This window comes from Paenibacillus albidus (genome assembly GCF_014644435.1).
GTDB classification, from domain to species: Bacteria; Bacillota; Bacilli; order Paenibacillales; family Paenibacillaceae; genus Paenibacillus_AQ; species Paenibacillus_AQ albidus.
Window position 1 is genome coordinate 1 of sequence record NZ_BMKR01000085.1, and the last position, 5960, is coordinate 5960.

The following is a 5960-nucleotide window of genomic DNA, read 5'->3' on the forward strand; positions in this document are numbered from 1 at the left end:
TCAAGATGGACGTTAATCTCCAATACAAAATCCTTGACAAGTATTAGCTGGTTTTTGTGTCATAATCATCGTTACCCTTCCTTTCGCTTCGGGGACGCAGCGAAGCGCCGTTGTTTTTGCCAAGTTAAATATGGAGTTTTCCAGCGTTGTTTTTCTGAGCGTAATCATGCAGCTGCAAGTGCCCCCCACGAGCGCCAGCCCATCCAGAATTGAAGCTGTACAGATTGCTGGGTAATCTCGAGTATAAGCAGTATTTTCTACGGGATGACGATACATCACCGGCTAGATGTCCATTCCATCGTGCTATCCAAAAGGGAGAAGGCGGCGGAATAGACCGGAGGCCATACCAAAAGTAGCAGATCCACATCCGGTGAATCTGTTTAATTTCTAATTTCTAAATGGAAGTTAGTGTAACGACTTACTCTCTTGAATTTCATGTTCTTCAACATAATTCCGATAATTCCTCCCATTGTAGTAATCAATAATATCCTGATTAATCTCCGGATAGAGTTGAATGGAATACAATTCAGAAATAGGGAGCCACTTCACACCAATTTGCTGAGGATCTGGAGATTCGGGGAGTTGGGGGTTCGATCCAGTCTTCAATTTACATTCAAATGTCACGCCTACAGAGTGGGTGTCCCCGTATATGTAGTTGCTTTTAGTTGGTTGATATTCGTATACAAATGCAACAGGACCCACTTCTATCTCCACACATGCCTCTTCTTTTGCTTCCCGTTTTACAGCTTCAATCAGTGTTTCACCTGGCTCAAGGCCACCTGCCGGAAGATTGTAATGCACTCCATCTCCATTGTCGTTGTTAAACTCAACCAGCAGAATAGCACCATTCTCAATGATTAATGCACAAGCACGCAGTCGTATCTTTTCCATCTAATATCATCACATCCTTATCAATTTCTAAGAGCTACGTTTGTCTTTCATCATAAAATCATAAAGGAATGCTATCTTGGACACTCTATGTCCTAATTGTGCTGAATCATGATTATAACATGGAGAGTGACTATACAATGACCATGGCTAATATAAACGGATACTCGATGCATTTTATTGATCGCGGAACAGGAACCCCCATCCTCTTTATTCATCCACCGGTACTTACAAGCTTAAATTTCATTTATCAAATCCAGGGGCTGTCCCCTCATTTTCGAACTATAACTTTTGATATCAGAGGACATGGCGGGAGCGGGCCTTCCGAACAAGCGCTTACTTATCCTTTAATCGTTGAGGATATCAAACAGTTGATCGACCAGTTAAACATCGAAAAAGTTTTTTTATGCGGATATTCTACCGGAGGTTCGGTTGTACTCGAGTTTCTCTTGACTCATCCTGAGCGGGCATGGGGAGGGATCATTATCGGCGGAATGTCGGAGGTCAAAGGTGGGCGTCTCCGAAACAAAATATCTTTGGGCGCTGTATTCTCCAAATTTGGTGCAGTTGGCATGATCGCGTTGTCTACTGCCTGGACGCAAGCTAAAAATATTTCTTTGTTCCGTGAGTTATTCAACGATGCAAAAAAAGGAAATGCCAAAAATGCGGAACAATATTACCGGTACAGTCTGAAATATAACTGTACCTCGCAACTTGGGAACATCCATCTTCCCGTCCTGTTAGTTTACGGGGAGAAAGACAAGCCTTTCCATCCATATGCCCGAATGTTGCATCAACGACTGCCTAAGAATGAGCTGGTATTCATTAGTAAAGTCGATCACCGGATTCCAACGAAAGCCCCAGGACCACTGAACGAACGGATCGAGCAGTTCATTCGCCGCTTCAGCACCTGACCACATCTATACCTATTGCCCTTAGGGACGTCATAGTTTCTTATTAGACAGTCACCCTTTTGCCTCCAGGCGATATGCTGTTGGTATAAGGAGGGCTGTTCATGCCGCTTTTGCTTCAATATACGGAAATCGAGAATGAAGAGCTTTCTCTGGAAGCCTGGAAGAAAGAGGCCTACCGGCTGTTTGCTTCCAAGATAAGTAACCCTGAAGCACGGTTTCCCTGCATTCCGGCCACACAAGCCTTCGCCCTGGGTCACCTCCGTTATGGTTTTGTGCCTAATCCCAGGCATGAATCGGCAGGCCGGAAGCTGACGGAGCTCATCGCCGAGTATGGTAAATCTTCGCATTCTTTTGGTGATTACACATCGTTGGTTGTCTTTTTTGAGTCAGAGGAGAAGATTAGAGATGTCTTGGAATATGAAGAAGTATTCTGGGACTTATTAAGCCAGGTCAGCTGTTTGGACAGTACGCCATGGCCGAAGGACATTCCGGAAGATCCGGAGCAGGCGATGTGGGAATTCTGTTATGACGACGAGCGGTATTTCGTCTACTGTGCTACCCCGGCACATACATCCCGACAGAGCCGGAGTTTCCCTTATTTTATGCTGGCTATGACACCACGCTGGGTATTGAACCAGTGGAAAGCACATCCTCAAAAAGCAGCTGCTATTGCTCCCCGAATCCGTGCCCGTTTGGCCGCTTACGACGCAGCGCCAGCCCATCCGGAGTTGAAGCTGTACGGATCGCAGGGGAATCTCGAATATAAGCAGTATTTTCTGCGGGATGACGATTCATCTCCTACTGGATGTCCATTCCATCGTGCGATTCAGAAGGAGCAGGCGGAGAAGTAGACCAGAGGCTATATTAAAAGGCAGATCCCCACCCGGTGTATCTGCTGCTTTAATGTTTAGCTGAGTCCCATTTCATAAAGTACTACATCTTCATAAACTCCGGACTTTATTATGTGCCTAGTATGGGAAGAAAATAAAGCGATAGACTGGCTCAAATAAAAAGACAGCGGCAGCCTTGGACGAAATAAAGTCCTAGACTGCCGCTGTTTGATTCAACTAACGTTTCACGTTGAATGAGAAATAACATCTTTTTGTTCGATTATATTATTGAATTAGATTGTTGCGATTTAGCTATACCCATCCCTGTGTCCTTCTCAGTCAGTCGATAACCAGTCTCCCTTTGCGACCAGTTGCACTTTCCCGGAAACCTGGATATCATAGGTGCCATTTTTTAATTTGGCTTGAATATTTACTCTTGATGGACGTCCCATCTCGTAGCCCTGATTGACACGAACATCAATATTTTCTTTATTGAAGAACCTATATTTCAGAAGGTAGCCCGCCAAATTACCATTTGCGCTACCTGTCGCCGGGTCCTCGTAAAAGCCTGTGTTGTCCATGAATACCCGCACACGAAGGCAGTTTGTGTCCTTGCTTTCCTCCTCAGAAAAAACAAGCAGGTTACAGTAATAATAAGTATCCAAAAAGCGTTTGAATTGTACATGGTCGATGCTGCATCGTTGTACCGCGTCGACCGCTTTCAGTGGGACAATGATGCAAGGCAGTCCTGTGGAGACCTGCTGGATTGGATAATCTGTTCGTATGTCCTCCACTTGGATATTGAGCACCCTTGCGACAAATTCGAACTGGTCTATTTTCATGCCGAAGGAAGGTTCGTTTTGACTCATGGTGAGAGTATCGCCGTTAAAAATAACTGGAATTTGTCCGACAGGCAGGTTCAAGACGACTTTAGAGGCATTTCCGTTTTCCATTATCCGGTTGATGATATACGCTGTGCCCAAGGTTGGGTGACCCGCGAAGGGCAACTCTGCATCTGGGGTGAAGATTCGAACATCATACCCGCCATTTTCTTGTTTATTGGACATGATGAAGGTCGTTTCCGAAAAATTAATTTCTTTGGCAATCTGCTGCATCTCCTTCATTGTGAGGTTACTGTCTGGCACTAGAACAGCAAGCTGATTTCCCTGATATTTTTCTTCAGCAAAGACATCTACGATATAAAAATCCATATCAATTTCTCCTTTTTGTTCTATTCCAGATTTTCTAAATTCAACTGGTCATAAACTATTCTTTTAGCGGCTTCTGTAGCAAAACCTAATCCCCCAAATGGGCGGCCTACCCAATAGCCCAACTCTGCTTGATGATCTGATTTTGTTACACGCAAACTAACGCATTCTACAAAGATTCTGGGCCATAGTATAAGTATACCTCTTCTAGATACTTAATGGTCTCTTGTTGAGCTTCTGATTTTATTTGGATATCACGTTCATAACCTTGTCTAAGATTTAAATATAGGGATATGGTTGCTCAACGCTTCAAATACAGATGAGGATAATTGATTACGTAAGCGCTTTTTGTCCACCTTATCCACGGCCGTTCGAGGCAAAGTATCCAGGATGAACAAATGAGATGGCCATTTGTGCCGTGCGAGACTTGGTTCGCAGTACTTCTGCAGCTGTGCCAGGTTCAAGGTATAACCTTCCCGTAGAACTATGCAAGCGACAAGCGTTTCACCCTCGCAATGTAGTGGGATTCCGATTACAGCCACATCATGAACCCTCTCATGGCTTGCGATCACCTGCTCTACTTCAGCACAATACACGTTTGAACCGTCAACTATAACTATATCCTTCAGTCGATCCAATATATAAAGATAACCATCGGCATCCAGATAGCCAACGTCACCGGTCCGAATCCAACCCTCGAGCATCGCTTCGTTGGAAGACTCCGGTTGACGCCAATACCCTATCATAGTCTGCGTACCTTGAACAACTATTTCGCCGGGCTCGTTTGTTTCTACCGCCTGACCGTCCCCCCTGATAATCCGAACCTGAAAGGCCCGTTCCCCCTGTGCGGCTAGATCGGCTGGACGACCTACAGATCGAAGACGAACGGGATCGTCTTGATGCCGGACAGGAAATAATCTGCTGATGGACATTCCGCATTCCGCTTGCGAATAGTTGTTGACAATCATCGCTTCCGGGAATTGCACAACCGCATCCCGCAGGGTTTCCGGTGCTATGATAGACCCGCCGCAACCGATCACCTTCAGGCTTTGGATATCCCTTCCGGTTGCAGCTGTCTCTCGAGTGAGGTCGCGAAGCAACTTACCGACTGTACTGAGATGTGTAATCCGGTCGTGTTCCACGGCCTCCAGTATGCTGTGCACGTTTGCCGGATACTCGTCCAGAAAGACCAAGCAGCCTCCAGCGGCCATAGTCGCCCACAGCTGGAATTGACCAACAAGATGCGATATGTTGAGCACCAGTACACGACGCCTGATATCATAACCGAAACCAGCGGAAGGGGTAAATTGATTCCAGGTTGCCATGCCACGATGCGAATGCATTACCCCCTTCGGTTTACCCGTTGTTCCGCCTGTATAGATCAGAACGGCTGGTTCGTCTGAACTTCGCTTGCAAGTGCCACTTGGAGGCGATCCCTGTTTCTTCCGCAAAAGAGAATTTAGCGAAGTAGAAGTTGAACCTTCTTCCGTTGTGAACAGCATTGGAGGATTCGAGAGAAGTTTTATCATAGAGTTAGCGGTATCGGAGTAACGATTGTCATGAATAAGCATGTGCGGTTCCGCGTCCTCAAGAATGGCTGCGATCTCGGGTGCAGTAAGTAAAGGGGACGGCACGAGCGGAATAACACCAATCCCAACTGCGGCATAAAGTGCTAGAACAAGTTGCGGATCGGGATTACCGAGTAGAGCAAGCCGATCCCCTGGCCGAAGGCCCTCGGCATACAGGGCGTGACTGAGTTGTTCAGCCTGACGATGCAGTTCTCCATAATTTATATACTGCCCGTGACTCAGAAGCGCTGGTGCCTCAGGGTACAAACTTGCTGCCAATGACAAGCGTTCAGATAAAAGCAATATTATCCTCTCCAATATTTTAATTTACCTTAATAGGGTATGAAAACTAGGAATAAGAAAAGAGTACCACACATCTGGAAGGATTAGGTTTGAACCTCTCATGACTAAAGTCACGAGATTCTTGGGTAGTCCCTTCTAACGAAGAGAAATATACCAAGCTAACCCTGTCGTTCCGACAGTTCGTGTAAAGATTACACCTCAAGAAGTCTTTTGCCTTCGGCAAGAATGTTCAGGCTTGCGTTAAAGTCT

Annotated in this window: 7 protein-coding genes and 1 pseudogene; 3 read left to right on the forward strand and 5 right to left on the reverse strand. The window is 45.8% G+C overall.

Annotated features, from left to right (window positions below; genetic code table 11):
- Nucleotides 1-12 precede the first annotated feature (12 nt).
- The gene (locus tag IEY53_RS34435) at nucleotides 13-168 is read right to left on the reverse strand and encodes a hypothetical protein (RefSeq protein ID WP_189032816.1); all 156 of its coding nucleotides are present in this window, start codon (nucleotides 166-168) and stop codon (nucleotides 13-15) included.
- 35 nt (nucleotides 169-203) lie between these two features.
- On the opposite strand from IEY53_RS34435, the pseudogene IEY53_RS36235 reads away from it, so the two are divergent.
- Nucleotides 204-356, forward strand: a pseudogene (locus tag IEY53_RS36235) (hypothetical protein); the annotation flags it as partial.
- A gap of 49 nt (nucleotides 357-405) precedes the next feature.
- Here the strand turns inward: IEY53_RS36235 and IEY53_RS34445 are convergent.
- The gene (locus IEY53_RS34445) at nucleotides 406-891 is read right to left on the reverse strand and encodes an NUDIX domain-containing protein (RefSeq protein WP_189032818.1); all 486 of its coding nucleotides are present in this window, start codon (nucleotides 889-891) and stop codon (nucleotides 406-408) included.
- Nucleotides 892-1028: 137 nt separating this feature from the next.
- Between IEY53_RS34445 and IEY53_RS34450 the strand changes: the two genes are divergently transcribed.
- The gene (locus tag IEY53_RS34450) at nucleotides 1029-1802 is read left to right on the forward strand and encodes an alpha/beta fold hydrolase (protein ID WP_189032820.1); all 774 of its coding nucleotides are present in this window, start codon (nucleotides 1029-1031) and stop codon (nucleotides 1800-1802) included.
- A 101-nt stretch (nucleotides 1803-1903) separates the two neighbouring features.
- The gene (locus IEY53_RS34455) at nucleotides 1904-2653 is read left to right on the forward strand and encodes a YqcI/YcgG family protein (RefSeq protein WP_189032822.1); all 750 of its coding nucleotides are present in this window, start codon (nucleotides 1904-1906) and stop codon (nucleotides 2651-2653) included.
- A 314-nt stretch (nucleotides 2654-2967) separates the two neighbouring features.
- On the opposite strand, the gene IEY53_RS34460 is transcribed toward IEY53_RS34455, so the two are convergent.
- The 3 genes from IEY53_RS34460 to IEY53_RS34465 all read right to left on the reverse strand — a co-directional run bounded on the left by IEY53_RS34460 (nucleotide 2968) and on the right by IEY53_RS34465 (nucleotide 5726).
- On the reverse strand, nucleotides 2968-3843 hold the full coding sequence (locus IEY53_RS34460; protein WP_189032824.1) for a PhzF family phenazine biosynthesis protein: 876 nt from the start codon (nucleotides 3841-3843) through the stop codon (nucleotides 2968-2970).
- Nucleotides 3844-3863: 20 nt separating this feature from the next.
- Nucleotides 3864-3998 carry a GNAT family N-acetyltransferase gene (locus tag IEY53_RS36240; protein WP_215184849.1) on the reverse strand — a complete coding sequence of 45 codons (135 nt, stop codon included), beginning with the start codon at nucleotides 3996-3998 and terminating at the stop codon, nucleotides 3864-3866.
- Between the two features lie 114 nt (nucleotides 3999-4112).
- On the reverse strand, nucleotides 4113-5726 hold the full coding sequence (locus tag IEY53_RS34465; RefSeq protein ID WP_308424282.1) for a class I adenylate-forming enzyme family protein: 1614 nt from the start codon (nucleotides 5724-5726) through the stop codon (nucleotides 4113-4115).
- Nucleotides 5727-5960: the final 234 nt, after the last annotated feature.

What these genes read in the sequence shown, in the direction of transcription:
- IEY53_RS34435 (WP_189032816.1), bottom strand. Translation starts at nt 168, where the DNA reads ATGATTACGCTCAGAAAAACAACGCTGGAAAACTCCATATTTAACTTG.
- IEY53_RS34445 (WP_189032818.1), bottom strand. Translation starts at nt 891, where the DNA reads ATGGAAAAGATACGACTGCGTGCTTGTGCATTAATCATTGAGAATGGT.
- IEY53_RS34450 (WP_189032820.1), top strand. Translation starts at nt 1,029, where the DNA reads ATGACCATGGCTAATATAAACGGATACTCGATGCATTTTATTGATCGC.
- IEY53_RS34455 (WP_189032822.1), top strand. Translation starts at nt 1,904, where the DNA reads ATGCCGCTTTTGCTTCAATATACGGAAATCGAGAATGAAGAGCTTTCT.
- IEY53_RS34460 (WP_189032824.1), bottom strand. Translation starts at nt 3,843, where the DNA reads ATGGATTTTTATATCGTAGATGTCTTTGCTGAAGAAAAATATCAGGGA.